Below are 15,585 nucleotides of genomic sequence, written 5' to 3'. Positions count from 1 at the left end.
CCGGCTCAAACCCTCCTGAGCACGAACTCGTCGCTGCGCCCACCGGCGAGCAACACGTCGAGCCGCCCTGCCACCGCGTACGCGCCGCACGGCGTCTTGGTGAGCGTGGTGGGCGCCTTGTCCGGCCACTTGACCTCGCGGACGATTTCCACCGTCTGCCAACGGTCTTTCGTGTGCACCTCGACGACCCGGTTCGCCGCGGTGTTGTCGACGAGCAGGATGCGATTGCGGTCGAGGGCCAGGAGGCCGTCCGGGGCACCGATCGGAGCGGAGATCGTGGTGACGTGGTGCGGGTCGCCGAGCGGGATGACGGCCAGTTTGCGGGCACCGGACAGCGCGGCGACGAGCTTGTCGCCGAGGTGCACGATGCCGTTGAGACCCCAGCCGCCGGTCGTGGGCTGCGCGAGGTCGGGGTGCTGGACGAGGGTCGTCGCCGTGCCGTCCGGGGTGACGCGGTAGACCGTGCCGGAGATCGAGTCGGTGACGTAGGCGGTGCCGTCCGGGGCGAGCGCGACGTCGTTGGCGAAGTGGCCTGGGCCGGTGGCGAGCGTGACGCGGTGGATCGGCTTGCCGGTGCGCAGGTCGTAGACGCCCAGTCCGGCGAACGCCCTGGTGGTTTCGGGTTTGCTGCGGTCGGCGCGGCCCAGGTCGGCGTTCGTGACCAGGACGCGGCCGCGGTGGGGGTCGACGGCGAGGCCCATCGTGGTGATCAGCCACTGGTCGTCGACGAGGGTGTGGGCTTTGCCGTCGGAGGCGACGCGGGAGACGGTGCCGTGGGTGACGGAGCCGACGAGGAAGCGGTGCCGGACGGGGTCGTAGGTGAGGCCCTCGGGGTGCAGGGACGGGCCGTTGCCCGTGACAACGGGTGGGCAACCCGCGGCTGTGACTGGAGATGCGGAGAGGAGCAGAAAGGTGAACAGCGAGATCAGGATTCTCGTCATCCTGTCGATCCTCACCAGCTCCGCACGGTCCGGCTACCGACTTTCGGCCTCAGCCGGTCAAACCTGTCAGCCGACGCGACGCTTCCGCCTCACCCCACTTGAACCCGATCCGCCGCGACAGCTCCACCGCCTCGCGGTACGACTCCCTGGCCTGCTCCACCCGCCCGGCCAGCTCGTGCACGATGCCGCGGTCCAGCAACACCCCGGCCTCGATCTGCCTGTCCCCCACCGAACGCGCGAGCTGCAGCGCCTCCTCCGACAGCTCCAGAGCGCGGTCCAACGAGCCCATCTGCCGGTGCGCGTCGGCCATGTTCGCCAACGCGTGCAGCTCGCCAGACCTGTCACCGCACGCGCGGAACGTCGTCAGAGTCTCCTCGTAGCAGGCCAAAGCCGCCGGGAGATCACCGCGCGCCGCGTGCACCAGCCCCAGGTTGGTGCGCACGTAGGCCGCGCCCTGGGAGTCGGACAGCTCCTCCCGCAACGAGAGCGACGCCTCCAGCGACGTGACCGCGGCAGGCAGGTCGCGGCGGCGCCAGTGCACGATGCCGAGGTTGTTGAGCGTCACGGCTTCCAGCTGCCGGTCGCCCAGCGAGCGGGCCAGGGCGAGGGCCGCGGTCCAGTGCTGCTGGGCCTCCGCGAACTTGAAGCCGCGCTCGCAGGCCGCGCCGAGTTCCTTCAACGCCAACGCTTCCGCGCGCGTGTCGCCCAACGACCGCGCCGCCTCCAGGGCGAGAGTGTTCAGCGCGGCCCAGTCCGCGACCTCCGAACGGCGGCGGAAGTACCACGACAGGCCGGCCGCGAACTCGATCGCGTCGGCCGGCGAGGCCTGGTGGGCCGCGGCGATCAGGTTGTCGCGTTCCTCGGCCAGCCAGAGGTCGGTCGGGTTGTCCGCCAAGGCTTCCAGGTAGTGCTTGTGCAGGCGTTCGAGTGCGAGTGACCGCTCGGCGGACGACTCCGAGCTGCGGCAGCGTTCCCGCGCGAACAACCGCAGCAGGTCGTGCAGTGCGAACCGGCCGGGCACCGGTTCCTCGACGAGGTGCGCGTCGGCCAGTTCGGCGAGCAGCTCCTCGACGTCCTGCACCTCGGTCAGCGCCCGTGCGGCGGCCACCGCGAAGTCCGGGCCGTCCAGCAGCCCCAGCAGGCGGAAGACCCGCGCCACCGCGGGAGATCCGAGCTCGGCGTAGCTCACCTCGAACGCCGACCGCACCGCGACGTCACCGAGCCGGAGCTCGTCGAGCCGGCGCGCCTCGTCGGCCAGCCGCGCGGCCAGCAGCGGCGCTGTCCACTGTGGACGGGCGACGAGCCGCGCGCCCGCGATGCGCAGCGCGAGCGGCAGACCACCGCACCAGCGGACGAGTTCTGTTGCGTCATCGACCTTTCCGGCGACACCGGACAGCAGCTGGAACGCTTCCTCCAGCGGCAACGCACCGAGCTTCACGTACGAGGCGCCGTGCAGCGAGGTGAGCGGGCGGCGGGAGGTGATGAGCACCGCCGAGCCGGGACCCGTGGGCAGCAGGCGTTTGACCTGGGCCGTGGTGGCAACGTTGTCCAGCACCACGAGCAACCTGCGCGACGCCGTGAGCGACCGGTAGCGCAGGGCTTCCTCGTCGCCGGGACGTTCGCCGAGCGCGCGCAGGAACTGGCTGAGAATCCGGTCGGACGCGCCGTCGGAGAGGTCGGCGTAGAGCTGGCCGTCCGGGAACTGCGCCGCGATCTCGTGCGCCGCCCGCACCGCCAGCGCGGACTTGCCGATGCCCGCCTGCCCGGTGATCACGCACACCGCGACCCGGTCCTGCCGGGTTTGGGACTTGATCAGGGCGAGCTCGCGCGACCGTCCGGCGAAGGTGACCACGTCCGGGGGCAGCTGCCGGATCGCCGAGGCGCCAACGGGTTTCGCGCGCAGGATCTCGGCCTGGAGCCTTCTGAGCGACTCGCCCGGCTCGACGCCGAGCTCGTCCTGCAGGACGCGGCGGCACTCCTGATAGGCGGCCAGCGCCTCCGCCGGTCGGCCCGCGCGGTGCAGCGCCGCCATCTGCTGTTCGCGCAGGCGCTCGTGCAACGGGTGTTCGCGGACCCACTCGTTGAGGTCCGCGACGATCTCCACGTGCCGCCCGAGGTCCAGCTCGGCCTCCGCGCACTCGACCCGCGCGGCCAGCCGCAGCTCCTCCAGCTGCGCGACGACCCCGCGCAGCAGCCCGGAAGCGGCGAGATCGGCCAGCGCCGGCCCGCGCCACAACGCGAGCGCCTCCCGGTAGCGCTGCGGGGTGCGTTCCCTGCGGGCCACGTCGAGCAGCTCGGTGAACCGGGTGAGGTCGAGCTCGGCCGGGTCGATCGACATCAGGTAGCCGGGCGCACGCGACAGCAGCCGCGAGCCGACGATCTTGCGCAGCTGGTAGACGTAGACCTGCAGGTTCTTCAACGCCGTCTTGGGCGGCGCGTCGTCCCACAGCACGCTGATCAGCCGGTCGACCGACAGCACCCGTCCTGGCTGGGCGAGCAGCAACGCGAGCACGGCTCGTTGTTTGGGCGGCCCAAGGCTCAGGCGCACACCGTCGTCGGCGTAACACTCCACCGGCCCGAGCACCCGGAACTCCACAGCTCCCGATCGTAACTACCGGACGCATACCGGACACATGCCACGCGGCATGACGTTTGACCCATGACGAAAACCTCACTGGCCCTGGTGGTGGCACTCGGCACCCTGGCAGCCGTCGTGTCCCCTGCTCAGGCGGCCGAGCCCTACTCCGAGAGCCCGTCCCAGTCGCACGCCGTCCGCTCTGGCGACGGCTACAACGTCACCGTCGGTGGCGTGCGGAGAACCACCGTCAACGTGAGCGATCCCGCCTACACAGTCCGTTCGGTGTCGTCGGCCGATGGCTCGCTGGCCGCCGTGATCTCCGACTTCAACGGCACGCACGGCACCTCGCTGCAGACGTTCGACCGCTACGGCAAGTCTCGGTTCAAGACGCGTGGCGCGATCACGTCCGCTGTCTTCCACGGCTCGACGCTCGCTTATGCGGACGGCGAGAACGTCGTGGTCGACGGCGTTCAGGTGGGCCGGCTGAAGGGCCGCGCGCCCGAACTGCTCGGCTTCACCTCCGACGGCACCGGCCTGCTGGCGGTGCAGCACCCGGACGCGGCCGACGAGAGCACGTACGTCGGTTCGCTGGTCCGCTTCGACCTGAAGTCCGGCGCCGCGAAGCCGTTGCTCACGAGCGACTCCACCGCCCTCTACCGCGACTTCAAGCTCGTCGACGTCAAGGGCGAGCGGCACGTCAGCTTCATCAAGCACAACGAGATCTACCGCTGCGGCGGCGCGGAACCGCAGCACCTGGGGCTGGCCACCGAGGACGGCGAGGTCCGGTCGCTGATCGGCGAGACGAAGCACCATTACCGCAGCGCGGTGTGGAGCACCGACGGCGCGCACGTCGCGTACGAGGTCATGGGTTGCGTGTCCGACAAGAAGCTCGGCCCGAACCAGTTCGACGCGTTGAACGGCGTCTACGTCCAGGACCTGGCTTCGAAGAAGGCGTCGCGGGTCGTCGAGGGCCTGTCGTTCAACTACGCGCTGACCGGCGTCTCCGGTGCCGACGCCGTCATCGGCAGCCCGCAGAAGGGTTACCGGAAGGCTTCCGGTCTCTCCGCCGCCACGCTGGACGGCGAAGTGACCACCATGGGCCGCCTGAACCGCGCCGAGTACATCCACCAGCTCTGGGACACGCGCAACGAGTTCAACGGCAACTCGAGCTGCGGCCCGACCAGCGCCGTGATCGACCTCGTCACCTACCAGCTGCCCAACGAGTTCGGCGTCCAGGTCTCGCAGCCGTCGTCGCACTGGTCGAAGTGGGGCCGCTACATCACCGACGAGTTCACCAACCGCGGCACCACCTTCAACCGCACGATGAACGACTGGTCCCGCACCGGCAGCTGGAAGGGCGCGCACGGCTGGATCACCGGCTACTACTGCGGCGGCAACCCGGCCCGTCCCTGCGCCTCCTGGGACTCCGAGCGCGACTTCCTGGCCCGCAACGGCGCCGCCGTGCAACAGGGCAACTTCACCCCGGCCCAGGTCCGCGCGTTCATCGACCAGGGCAAGTTCGTGATCATGAGCGGCACGTGGGGCTCGACCTCCGGCCATCTGTCCGTGGTGATCGGCTACCACGACAACGGCTCGTTCTACGTGCACGACACCTACGGGGCGGGCACCGACGGCAGCTACGACGGCGCGAACCAGCTCTACACGTGGAACTACATCGCGCCGGTGCAGATGTGGGCGGCCTGATCTGATCCTCGCCCTCCCTCCTACCTGTGCGTACGGCAGGTAGGAGGGAGGGGTCCGTTCCAGTGACGGCCGAACGGCTGCACTGACCGCAACCCAACCGAAAATCTCAAGGAATCAGGGATTGTAACGAGCATCAGCCCTTCTCGGGAAAAGATCGCCGCTCCGGAGCAAACCAGCTTGACCGTTCGCATGAATCCGATCGCCGATGCCCACTCCGGACGTATTCTGCGAATTCAGCGGCAAGTGCGCCTGCTATGAAAGCCGTGAGGATGCCACCCATGACGTTCGGAGCAGCTGTACGCAGGACGCGCCGCAAGCAGGTGCAGGTCGGATCGTCCACCATGCTGGGTTCCACCGTGGGAGCCCTGCAGTCGTACGTGCTCAACACCGGTGTCATCGGAATAATCGAAGGCGTGCTCGGCATACTCGCGACCGGAGGAATTCTCAGCATCGTTTTGGGCCAACCCGGAATCCGCGCCGTCGCGATGATCGCTGTGACGATCGCCGTGTTGGGACTGTTCGTCCTGCTCGCCGCGAACAAGCTGGAATGGCGCCGGCGGACCGAGCTGGATCGACGGCTCCTGCTCCGCTACTGCGAAGTGCTCCACGAACGCTGCTCCGTGACCTGGCGAATCACCGACTGGCGGCAGGTGGTGACGATCGAAGCGAACGGCGACGCCCACGACAAGATCACGTTCACCGCGGTGGCGGACTGCGACGTCCTCGACTTCCTGACGCTGTGGGAGGGCCCGAACTGGGAGTGGCCGGACCGGCTCAAGCGCAAGATCGACGTTCGCGTGCGGAGCGTCGAGCTCGACGGCGAGGGCGGAACACGCCTCGACGTGACCTCGCGCTGGCTGAGCAGAGGACGCCTCAAGATGATGGTGCACTTGGGCGAACCCGCCGTTCGCGGCACCGAAATCCATCTGGTGGTCGAATTCTCTTGGCCCGCGAAGTGCCTGCCGTTCGTGCAGGGGGTGCCCGAGGAGTTCGTCAAGACGTTCACGCCAGGTGCCGAACACCTCGAATACACCGTCGTCCTGCCGCCTGGCTGCGGTGGCTACTGGGATGGCGTAGGCCTCAAGTCCGGCACCGAACGACACACAGTCCAGCGGCGCACCAACACGAGCGGACGCGAAGAGATCAGCCTCGTGGCCGATGGGATTGCCACCGGCGCACGAGTCGGCATGAAACTGGACATCAAGTAGACGTTGGCCTACTTGTCGTCCGCTCCTCCGCTGCCGCCTTCGCCACCGAAATGAAACACCTAATTCACCGCCTGTTGAATTATTTGGGCGCACTTCTCGAGTCGCCGTTTCGTCGGATTTACCACATTTCCTTCGCCGTTGTCCGGTAAACCAAGAATGACGGGACAACAAGCTGCGCGTCCCCTCGGGGCCGCGCAGCTCAAGTTTATGCCGACACTCGATCGGACCAATGCACCTGGGGTGCCGGATACCACCGCCTCCCAAGAAGGAGATGTTTTTTACTTGACACCAGCCGTCAAGTACTTGCTATCGTCTGTCAAGTGGCGACCACCCCGGAACACGTGGACCTGCGCGACGACCTGATCCGGCTCGTGACGAGCCGGCTGCTCGACCCCCTGGAAATCCTGCTGCCGCAAGCCGATCTCGCAGGCCTGCGGTCGTCCGTCGAGGCGGACGCCGAGATGTGGGCGGCCCAGCTGCTCGGCCCCGACGACGCGCTGGCCCACCGGGTGGCGATCCGCCTGATGGCCGTCCTCTACCCGGGCGACAAGCCGTTCGACCCGCCGGACACGTGGTGGGCGACGCCGCTCGGCCGAGTCACCGCACACCGGGCCGGACACCCGAGCAAGGAGGGCGTGTCGTTCGGGGTGGCCGGCGCGATGCTCGGCATCACCCGCCAGGGAGTCCACGACCTGGTGAGCCGCAACAAACTCGACCGCCATCCCGACGGCGGCGTCACCGTCGCATCGATCCGCGCCCGTCTCGACACCAGGAGAGAACAGTGAAGCTCGCGGCCCATGACCACGGCGGCGACGGTCCGCCCATCCTGCTGCTGCACGGCTTGGGTGGTGACATGTCGGCGTGGGAAACGCTTGCGCCACAAGTCAACGGGCGGTGCGTGGCGGTCGACCTGCGCGGCCACGGCAAGTCGCCCGACGGGCCGTGGGAGTGGGAGGCGGTGCTCGACGACCTCGAGAGCACGGTTGTCCGCTTCGGACTGAAGGACCCTGTCGTCGTCGGCCACTCGCTGGGCGGCGTGCTGGCCGGCATGTGGGCGCGCAGGCATCCCGAGTGCCCGGCGGTGAGCCTGGACGGACATCGTTCTGCCGCAACGGATCCGGCCCACTACGCCGGACTCGCACCGGACCAGGTCGAGGCGGACCTCGCCAAGCTGAACGAGATCTTCACCGCGCAGGCCGCGATGATCACCCGTCCCAACGCGTCGATCACCTCGGCGGTGCGGACGGCGCCGGAGTTCCTGGACGCGCTGCCGGTCTTCGCCGAGGTGACAGCACCGTTCCTGCTCGTGCTGGCCACCAAGAACCTGCCGGTGCCACCAGATCTGATCGCGCTGATGGACGCTCACCGCGCTGGCCTGCGCCGCGACCTTCCCCGAATCTGCCCGAACGTCCGCGTGCACGAGATCGACGCGACGCACGGCATGGTCTACGAACAGGCTGCGGAAGTCGCCGCGATCGTCAACGCGTTCATCGCGAGCTGAACAGCCGCTCCAACGCGCGCCGAGCGCGGGCCGGCGCCAGGCTGTCGTGTTCCAGCTGCAGGAAGTGGTTGAGCGCCAGCATGATCCCGACGATCTCGTAGATCAGCTGGTCGACGTCGGTCTCCTCCGGCAGCTCGCCGAAGCTCATCGCGCGCCGGACGTGGATCCGCAGATCCCGGCGCCACAACGCGTTCATGCCGGCCAACGCGTCCCGCACCCGTCCAGTGCGCCCGTCGAACTCGGTGGTGGCCGCGGTGAAGAAGCAGCCACCGGGCAGCACCTCGCGTTCGAGATACGACACCCACGCCTCACAGACCGCCTTCAGGTGCGGCAGGCCCGACGGCGCTTGCTTGACGCGCCCCGGTACCTCGCGCGAGAAGACCGCCGCGGCCTCGTCGACCACCGCGAGCTGCAGACCCTCCTTCGTGCCGAAGTGGCCCAGCAGACCGGCTTTGCTCATCCCCAGCTCGTCGGCGAGCCGGCCGATCGTCAGCCCCTCCAGCCCTTCCGCCGAGGCGATCGCCAAGCTTCGGTCGAGGATGCGCTGCCGCGTCTGGAGGGTGTCGGCAACAGATCTACGAGGACTCACAGAGGCAGCCTACGACACCTTTAGCTACCGACCGATCGGTTGCTATATTCGCCGCATCGCCTCGATGAAGGAGCTCATCTTGTCCGGATCCCGCGTCGTCGCGCTCGGCCATCACCAGCCGCAGCGCGTGCTGACCAACGCCGACCTGGAGACGATGGTCGACACCAACGACGAGTGGATCCGGCAGCGCACGGGCATCGCCACCCGCCACATCGCGGACGACGAGTCGGTCACCGACATGGCCGCCGGTGCCGCGTCGAAGGCCCTGGCCTCCTCCGGCCTGACACCGTCCGACATCGGCCAGGTGATCGTCGCGACCTGCTCGGCCATCGACCGCTGCCCGTCGATCGCCGCCCAGGTGGCCGGCCGGCTGAACATCCCGGACGCGGTCTGCTTCGACTTGAACAACGCGTGCGCCGGCTTCTGCACCGCGCTCGCCACGGCCGACCACACGCTCCGCGCCGGTGCCGCCAAGCACGCGCTCGTCATCGGCGCCGAGAAGATGTCCGACCTCACCGACTGGACCGACCGCGCCAGCTGCATCCTGCTCGGCGACGGCGCGGGCGCGGCCGTGCTCAGCGCCTCGGACGACGCCCAGATCGGTCCCGTCACCTGGGGCTCCGACCCCAGCCGCGGCAACGCAGTCCGCCTGGTGGACGACTGGCAGCCGCGCTTCGCCCAGGAGGGTCAGGCCGTCTTCCGCTGGGCCACCAGCGAACTGCCCGCCGTCGTCGTCCAAGCCTGCCAGCGGGCCGGCATCGCGACCAAGGACCTCGCGGGGATCGTCACGCACCAGGCGAACCTGCGCATCATCGAGGCGATGTCCCGCAAGCTCGACCTGCGCGACGACGTGGTGATCGCCCGGGACGTCGTGCACTCCGGCAACACCTCGGCGGCCTCGGTGCCGCTCGCACTGTCCAAAATGGCCGAACGCGGCGAGCTGCCGTCCGGTCAGCCGGTGCTGCTGTTCGCGTTCGGGGGCGGCCTGTCCTGGGCCGGTCAGGTCATCACCTGCCCGTGACGCGCAGAGCAACGCCACGGGCGAGAGCCGCCCGTGGCGTTGTTCCGGTCAACCGTTGTAGCGGAACACGTAGAGGCCGAAGTCGCGGTCGCTGCCGAGCACGTACTTCTCCCCGTTCTCGTCACGCCAGACCTCGACGCCCCAGAAGTTGTTGCCTCCCTCGTCGATGAAGGCGCCAACCTCCTGGATCCCGCCAGGGCCGTACTGGACCACGCGGAAACCGCCCGCGTAGTACGAGATGTACGCGATCTCGCTGTTGTCCGGGTCCATGGCGACCTCGTGCACCGACAGGTCACCGAACCCGCGCGCGTAGGCGGGATCCTGCGACTCGGGGATCGCGTAGGTGTCGATCTGGTTGATCGACCCGGCTCCGGACTTGGGGATGTTCGTGCCGAACAACCGCACGTAGCCCCAGCCGTCGAAGATCGCCTGGATCGTCGTGGCGTTGCCCGTAGCACCCGCGGGTGTCGTCAACGTGCACGCGTTGCCGTCCGTGACGCCCGCGACGCCGAGCAGCTTCAGCCCGGTGGCGCGGTTGACGAACACGTACGGGATCGTGCCCGTGGCGAGCATGGTCACGAAGGCCAGGCAGTCGTCGCGGTGGTTCTGGAACACGATGCCCGCCGTGTAACCGGCGGCGGTGATGTTGTCCAGCTTGACCTGGAACGTGCAGGTACCACGTTCGGCCAGTGCCGTGCCGGTGCCAGGGGGCAGGGCGGCACACGCGTCGCCGACGAACGTCGTCGGCCCGCTGATCGAGGTGTTCTCGTCGATCTGCACGACGTTGCTCGCCTGGACCGCCGTGTACTCGGTGCCGGCGTACGGGCCGGTGTCGATCCGCGCGACGACGCGGTACGGGTTGAAGTCCTCGTCGGTGCCGAGCAGGAACTTCCGGTTCGGCGACAGCTCGGACTGGTGCGCGTTGCCCTCCGGCGAGATCTGGTGGCCACGGGCCGCCCGTTCCTCGTCCAGTGCCGCGTAGTCGCTCTCCGCGATGAGAGTGACCTTGCCCGGCCGCGGGTCGGTGACGTCCAGCAGGACGTAGCCGCCGTCCCAGTAGTTCATGTTCATGACGTACCGCTGGCCGATCTTGGTGATCATCATGTCGTGGCTGAACACCGAGGTCAGGTTGGCCGGCGTCGGCTGGTCGACACCGAACACCGCGCTGAGGTCCAGCTCGTCGTTGACCATCACCGGGTGGTACGGGTCGGTGATGTCCATGATGTCGACGTCGGCCAGTTCCTCGTCGTCGACCAGGACCACGTAGGTCTTCTTGTCGATGTTGTTGGTCCACATCCGCATGCTGTGCACCTGGTTCGGCGCGGGGTCGACGCCGCCGGCCGGGTTGCTGAAGTCACCGGTGTGCAGCGTGACGGGCACGGGGTGGCGCGGATCCGTGACGTTCCACAGCGAGATGCCACCGAGGTTCGGGGGCGGCGGGGTCTCGCCGGGACAGGTCTCGCTCTGGTGCGCCAGCAGGTCGCCCTGGAAGAAGGCGTTGTCGATGCGCTCGACCTGGATGCCCTCGCCCACGTAGGAACCGTCGCTGGCGGGGATGAACGCGCTGGTGACCTCGACCGGCGCGGCGGGGTTGGAGATGTCCATGACGTGCACGCCGGTCCGCTCGCACGTGGGTTCGCGGAAGGCGTTGAGGTAGGCGTAGTCACCGAAGGCGGTGACGTCGGCGACCCGGCCGGTGTTGCCGTCGCCGGACGGGTTGGTCACCTCGCCCTTGCCGACGAGCGTGACGTTGCGGTTGACCGGCGGCAGGTGTCCCTCGTCGCCGTTGTGCTGTTTGTAGATTCCGTCGGCGACGCCTTCGCCGGGAAAGTCCTCGCGGCTGCCGCCGTGGTCGGGGTGGGCCGTCGCGATCCCCGCGGTGAGTCCGCTGAGTACCAGCGCGGCCACACTCAGTAGGGAAATGCGTTGTCTTCGTCGACTCCGCATGGTTGCCTCCGGGAGTTGGGCTTTCCCCCAGTCGGCGGCACCTTACGTCCGATATGTGGCGTAGGGAAGTCGTCTGCCCCATTCGGCCGCTGACAAAACAGCGGCGCACGCCTGTGGATAGGCCGGTGTGGCGGCTCGGGAGCCCGCCGAGCCGCCACACCGTTGGTGACGCACGAGAAGGAGGTCAGCTTGCCGGCGCGGGAACGAGCGCATCGCCGCGTGGCGTCATCGGTCCGCCACCTGGCCAACGCAGCGACGTCGGAGTTCGCCCGTCCCCGCTTGCCCTGTGCCGACAAACAAGATCCTCCTGACCGGGTTAAGGCCTCGCGCGTCCTCCGCCCGTTCGCACCATCTCCGGCCTCGAGCGTGAATGCCGCCGCCGCTGCAAAGGCGGGGACATCGACGACGAGACGGACGGGGGAACCGATGATGCGCGGGCGGCGACTGGTTCGGGAACCGGGATCGCGGTGGTGGGCAGGACTTCCGGCGTCGCGGCGACCTTCGTCTCCTCGGCCGGCTGGGTCCACACCGTGCGCTGCTCCTCGACCGTGTTCTGGCGGAACAGCTCCGGGGTCTCGGTGATGATCTTGCCGGGAGACTCGAGGCCCACGATGCCGACGAGCTTGCCGTTGGCGATGAAGCCGGTGAGTCCGTTCACGTCGGTGGTGTCGGTGCCCAGGACGGGCAGGCCGGCACCCTGGACGCGCATGCCGTACTGCTCGGTCCAGAAGCGCGGGACCGGCGTGTAGATCTTGGCGTGGTTGCGGCCCACCAACAGGTTCTCGGCGGCCGCACGGCCTCCTTCGACGGCGTTGAGCCAGTGCTCGACGCGGCGCACGGCGCCGTTGAAGCGCATGTTGGGCCACCGGGCCACGTCACCGCAGGCGACGATGTTCTCGGCGCCGACCACGTGGTTCGTGGCGTCGCACAGCACGCCGTCCGAGATGTCGAGGCCGGAGCCGCGCATCCAGTCGGTGGCGGGCGATGCCCCCACCGCCAGGACCACGCACGAGGCGAAGAAGACCTGACCGTCGGAGAGGTGGATGCCGATGCCGCCGGGCTGCCGCACCCAGTGCTTGATGCCGACACCGGTGGCGAGCCGGACGCCGTGCTCGACGTGCGCCTCGGTGATCTTCTTGCCGATGTCGTCACCGACGACGCCGCCCAGCAACGCGGGCGAGCGGACGATCAGCGCGACGTCACGGCCCATGTGGCGCACGGAGCAGGCGAGCTCGCAGCCGATGAAGCCACCGCCGATGACGGCGACGAGGCCTTGGGACTGCCGGATGTTCTTGCGGATCGCGACCGCGTCGTCCAGCGTCCGCAGCACGTGCACCCGCGGGTCGTGGCGAGGGGCGCCGCCCATCGCGCGGGCGTCGACGCCCGTCGCGATGATCAGGCCGTCGTACTTGATCTCCTCACCGCCGGGCACCCAGACCGACTGCTTCTTCGGGTCCAGGTGCAGGGCGGGAGAGTTCAGCCGCCACTCGGCGTCGAGGTCGCCGGAGAACGAGAGCAGCGCGTCGTCGGGGTGCCATTCACCCGTGATGATCTGCTTCGACAGGCATGGGCGGTGGTACGGGAGGTGCCGCTCGGCGGACAGGATCGTGATCTGCCCGTCGAAACCCATCTCCCGCAGCCGTTCCGCGGAACGAACTCCTCCGAGTCCGCCGCCGACGACCACGATCCGTTCGCTCACTTCACTCGCTCCCTGATCTCGATCGCGCGCATCGGGCACGCCCGCTGGGCCGCTCGGGCCTGGGCGAAGTGCTCCTCAGGCGGCCGACGGTTGTAGGTCAGGCGGTTGTCCTCGATCAGCTGGAAGACATCCGGTGCCTCCGCCTGGCAGGTGCCGTAGCGGTGGCATTTCTCGTTGTTGACGCTCACGTCCATCGCGTCGCCCTCGCCGACCCCCGGTTCCTTGCCGCGCTCGGTGTCGAGCATGCCGATGCGCATGAGCATCTCGGCGGGCAGGAAGCGGGCCAGCGCCAGCGTGACGGTCGGGACGAGGATGGTCAGACCGCCCAGCCAGAGCACCGACAGGTTGCCGTTGGCGATGGCGCCGAACCAGGAGTGGACCACGGTGATGCCCACCGCGATGTAGGCGGTTTGGTGGAACCGCAACCACTTGCGGTAGAAGACTTTGTGCCTCATGGAGGCGAGTACGGCGATCGCGAGCATGACCTCGAGGCCGAGGATGCCGAGCGCGTGCCGGAACAGACCGCCGTCGACGAACGGCAGGACGAGCTTGATCACGCTGAGGGGGGCGCCCTGCAGCAGTGAGAAAGCGAACGCGTGGAGCGTGCCGAACGCGATCGCCAGTGAGGCGAGCACCATGTGCCCGTTCTTGAGCCCCTCACGGCCGGTGAGCTTCTCGGCCCATCCGGTCGCGATCAGCACGCCCCAGGACAAGGTGGCGCACATCAGGACATAAGCCAGCCTGGCGGACATCTGGGCCATCTTCTTGACACCCGAGTCGAACTCGGCCTGGGCCACCAGGAGCGGAATCTGGCTGGACAACAACTCTTCCTCCGGAACGAAACTCTCGCGGGAACCCGCCCGGCCCGTGGTGCAGGAGTGGACACTTCAGGGCCGGGCGGGTGGGAACAGGTCCGCGTTGGAGTGCCTCTGACCTTGGGACACCACCTCCGTTTCCCGTCACACAACGGGGTCTTGCTGAATCACCGCACCGGTCGTCGCGGGCGGAGTACTCGGAGCAGGAGGATCGTGAGGACCGCTCCCGCGGCGGTGACCGTCAGGATCACCCACATGTTGGGCCCCTCACCGGAGGCCAGGGACGCGTTGATGATGCCGCCGGCGGGCTGGGGCTCCGCGAAGGACGAATCGCCTGCGAGCCCCGTGCTCTCCAGCAACGTCATGTGCTTCATCACCACGTCGATACCGGCCTGCGCGAACCCGCGGATGACGTCGTTGCGGGTCCCTGAGCGCACCTTCGCGATGAAGGGGAAGATTTGGCCGTGCGCGGCGCGCAACCGGGCGACGAACGCCTGGTCGAACGCGTCGCCTTCGAGCGCGTTGATCTCTTCCATCCACGACTGCTGCGCAGGGTTCGGCACGTCGGGCGTGGTCAGCCCGAACCCGGCGGCCGTCTTCTTCGTCAGCGCGTCCAGCATCATGTGGTCAAGCATGATCATCTTGCCGATCTGCTTGACCCTGGCGTTGGACGCCTTGGTGGCGGTGAGCTCGCCCATGGGCATCTCCCACAGGCCTGCGAGGCGCACCCTGTTGAGCAATTCGCGGTCGTTCGCCGTCAACGGCCCTGACGGGGTGTCCTGCACTCCATCCGTGTCCGCGGGCTGCGCCTGGGCAGCGAACGGGGCAGCGGTGAAGAGGAACAACATCGCCAAGACGGTGGCGAGGGCTCTGGTCATCGTCTTGATGTCCTCGTTGTTCAGTGGAAGTCGGTCGGGGTTTGGAAAGATCGAGCAGTGGGCTCAGTAGCCGGGAGCGCCCGAAGTCGGCGCCGGCGGCGGTGCCTGACCGTTCTTCGGGCTCGGGGGTGCGCTCGGCGTGCTGCTGCTCTTGCTGTTGTTCTGCGCCTTTCCGCCGGTGATCTTGGCGCCGTTGGGGGCAGTGACCCACCACACGCCGCCCTTTCCCTGGCCTTTCATGTCACCGGCCGACTTGTCCTCGGCGTAGGTGTACTGGGGAAAGCCGGCGATGGTGAGCTGTTTGGTGCCGTCCGGCCTGGTCAGGACGCCCATGGAGATCGGGTCCACCCCGGTCGCCATCGGTGTCTTGTCCGCGAGGACCGGCTTCCAGGCCTTCGCGCACTCGCCCTCGCAGTTCGACTTGGACGGCTTCGGGGTGTCCTTGTCGTAGCGGTAGAGCGGGAGCCCGTCGGCGTCGGTGACGAACCAGCCCATCTGGTCGCTGTTCGCGATGAAGTACATGTTCGCGCCGCCCAGATCAGCGGGTTTCGCCTGCAAGCCGCCCGTTGCGGCTCCACCAGGAGGTTCCTGGGTGCTGCCGCACGCCGTGAGACTCACAGCCAGTGCCGCCAGGGCGGTGATGGCTTGACCACGTCGCATCGGCAGGTCCTTTCTCGGCTTGGGTACCGAGGAGTACGGACACG

13 protein-coding genes are annotated in these 15,585 nt (G+C 68.3%); 5 read left to right on the top strand and 8 right to left on the bottom strand.

Features of this window, described 5'->3' with window-relative positions; genetic code table 11:
* Positions 1–5: 5 nt before the first annotated feature.
* Both DI276_RS30345 and DI276_RS30340 read right to left on the bottom strand, forming a co-directional pair.
* Positions 6–941, bottom strand: a complete 936-nt coding sequence (locus tag DI276_RS30345; RefSeq protein ID WP_112269583.1) for a hypothetical protein — start codon at positions 939–941, stop codon at positions 6–8.
* Between the two features lie 49 nt (positions 942–990).
* On the bottom strand, positions 991–3,537 hold the full coding sequence (locus DI276_RS30340) for an AfsR/SARP family transcriptional regulator (RefSeq protein ID WP_112269571.1): 2,547 nt from the start codon (positions 3,535–3,537) through the stop codon (positions 991–993).
* Positions 3,538–3,600: 63 nt separating this feature from the next.
* Between DI276_RS30340 and DI276_RS30335 the strand changes: the two genes are divergently transcribed.
* The 4 genes from DI276_RS30335 (at position 3,601) to DI276_RS30320 (ending at position 7,932) form a co-directional block, all read left to right on the top strand.
* Entirely contained in the window at positions 3,601–5,223 is a 1,623-nt protein-coding gene (locus tag DI276_RS30335; protein WP_112269569.1) for a C39 family peptidase, read from the top strand.
* Between the two features lie 377 nt (positions 5,224–5,600).
* Entirely contained in the window at positions 5,601–6,431 is an 831-nt protein-coding gene (locus tag DI276_RS30330) for a hypothetical protein (protein WP_198680994.1), read from the top strand.
* A 320-nt stretch (positions 6,432–6,751) separates the two neighbouring features.
* Positions 6,752–7,216, top strand: a complete 465-nt coding sequence (locus DI276_RS30325) for a hypothetical protein (protein WP_112269565.1) — start codon at positions 6,752–6,754, stop codon at positions 7,214–7,216.
* Positions 7,213–7,932, top strand: coding sequence for an alpha/beta fold hydrolase (locus DI276_RS30320; protein ID WP_232837025.1), 720 nt, complete (start codon positions 7,213–7,215; stop codon positions 7,930–7,932). The genes DI276_RS30325 and DI276_RS30320 overlap by 4 nt, the downstream gene beginning before the upstream one ends.
* Here DI276_RS30320 and DI276_RS30315 read toward each other — a convergent pair.
* Positions 7,919–8,521 (bottom strand): TetR/AcrR family transcriptional regulator, encoded by a 603-nt coding sequence (locus DI276_RS30315; RefSeq protein WP_112269563.1) that lies wholly within the window; start codon positions 8,519–8,521, stop codon positions 7,919–7,921. The two genes, DI276_RS30320 and DI276_RS30315, sit on opposite strands and share 14 nt — an antisense overlap.
* Before the next feature lie 64 nt (positions 8,522–8,585).
* Between DI276_RS30315 and DI276_RS30310 the strand changes: the two genes are divergently transcribed.
* Positions 8,586–9,542 carry a beta-ketoacyl-ACP synthase III gene (locus DI276_RS30310; RefSeq protein ID WP_456298525.1) on the top strand — a complete coding sequence of 319 codons (957 nt, stop codon included), beginning with the start codon at positions 8,586–8,588 and terminating at the stop codon, positions 9,540–9,542.
* Positions 9,543–9,590: 48 nt separating this feature from the next.
* On the opposite strand, the gene DI276_RS30305 is transcribed toward DI276_RS30310, so the two are convergent.
* The 5 genes from DI276_RS30305 to DI276_RS30285 all read right to left on the bottom strand — a co-directional run bounded on the left by DI276_RS30305 (position 9,591) and on the right by DI276_RS30285 (position 15,541).
* Entirely contained in the window at positions 9,591–11,450 is a 1,860-nt protein-coding gene (locus DI276_RS30305; RefSeq protein ID WP_112269561.1) for a PA domain-containing protein, read from the bottom strand.
* 355 nt (positions 11,451–11,805) lie between these two features.
* Entirely contained in the window at positions 11,806–13,188 is a 1,383-nt protein-coding gene (locus DI276_RS30300) for an NAD(P)/FAD-dependent oxidoreductase (protein WP_157985037.1), read from the bottom strand.
* Entirely contained in the window at positions 13,185–14,009 is an 825-nt protein-coding gene (locus DI276_RS30295) for a ferredoxin (protein WP_112269987.1), read from the bottom strand. Before DI276_RS30295 ends, DI276_RS30300 begins: the two co-directional genes overlap by 4 nt.
* A 161-nt stretch (positions 14,010–14,170) precedes the next feature.
* A complete protein-coding gene (locus DI276_RS30290; protein WP_112269557.1) occupies positions 14,171–14,881 on the bottom strand; it encodes a DUF4142 domain-containing protein in 711 nt (236 codons plus the stop codon).
* 63 nt (positions 14,882–14,944) lie between these two features.
* Positions 14,945–15,541, bottom strand: coding sequence for a hypothetical protein (locus DI276_RS30285; protein ID WP_112269555.1), 597 nt, complete (start codon positions 15,539–15,541; stop codon positions 14,945–14,947).
* Between the last annotated feature and the right edge of the window lie 44 nt (positions 15,542–15,585).

The organism is Lentzea terrae, from assembly GCF_003265345.1.
Taxonomy (GTDB): domain Bacteria; phylum Actinomycetota; class Actinomycetes; order Mycobacteriales; family Pseudonocardiaceae; genus Lentzea; species Lentzea terrae.
Note: the sequence above shows the minus strand (reverse complement) of the source record. Positions and strands in the feature narration are given on the sequence as shown.

Coding starts and splice junctions, on each gene's coding strand:
- DI276_RS30345 (WP_112269583.1), bottom strand. CDS start 941: ATGACGAGAATCCTGATCTCGCTGTTCACCTTTCTGCTCCTCTCCGCA.
- DI276_RS30285 (WP_112269555.1), bottom strand. CDS start 15,541: ATGCGACGTGGTCAAGCCATCACCGCCCTGGCGGCACTGGCTGTGAGT.
- DI276_RS30335 (WP_112269569.1), top strand. CDS start 3,601: ATGACGAAAACCTCACTGGCCCTGGTGGTGGCACTCGGCACCCTGGCA.
- DI276_RS30310 (WP_456298525.1), top strand. CDS start 8,586: ATGAAGGAGCTCATCTTGTCCGGATCCCGCGTCGTCGCGCTCGGCCAT.
- DI276_RS30290 (WP_112269557.1), bottom strand. CDS start 14,881: ATGACCAGAGCCCTCGCCACCGTCTTGGCGATGTTGTTCCTCTTCACC.